Genomic DNA, 319 nt, shown 5'->3' with positions numbered 1-319 from the left:
TACTTCTGCTGCTATTGCATCAGGTGAGTTGTGAATTACTTGTAAACGAGCAGTTTGAGGAACTTCAACTAATGGTAATTCAAACAATGGTCCACCATTTGAAAAAGCTACCCAAAGACCAAAAGCTGGACCGTCACTATTTGCAGCAGGATTTAAAAAACCACTTGCTAACACAGTTATTGCACTTCCAGCATAGTTAAAAGTGTTAAATGGTGCTTGATATGATGCTACTGTTGTTGCACCTGTTTCGTCTCTTACATCAAGAACAAAATCTGCTTCTGGTAATGATAAATAACCAGCAAATTGAGGATAAGAAATA

1 protein-coding gene is annotated in these 319 nt (G+C 37.3%); it reads right to left on the bottom strand.

Annotated elements, in window-relative coordinates; all coding sequences use genetic code 11:
- Positions 1 to 319, bottom strand: a 319-nt coding sequence (locus IAI56_RS15995; RefSeq protein WP_187658800.1) for a hypothetical protein, incomplete at both ends; no start/stop codon positions are given.

This window comes from Flavobacterium macrobrachii (assembly GCF_014486675.1).
In the GTDB taxonomy this organism is placed as follows: Bacteria; Bacteroidota; Bacteroidia; order Flavobacteriales; family Flavobacteriaceae; genus Flavobacterium; species Flavobacterium macrobrachii.
Note: the sequence above shows the minus strand (reverse complement) of the source record. Positions and strands in the feature narration are given on the sequence as shown.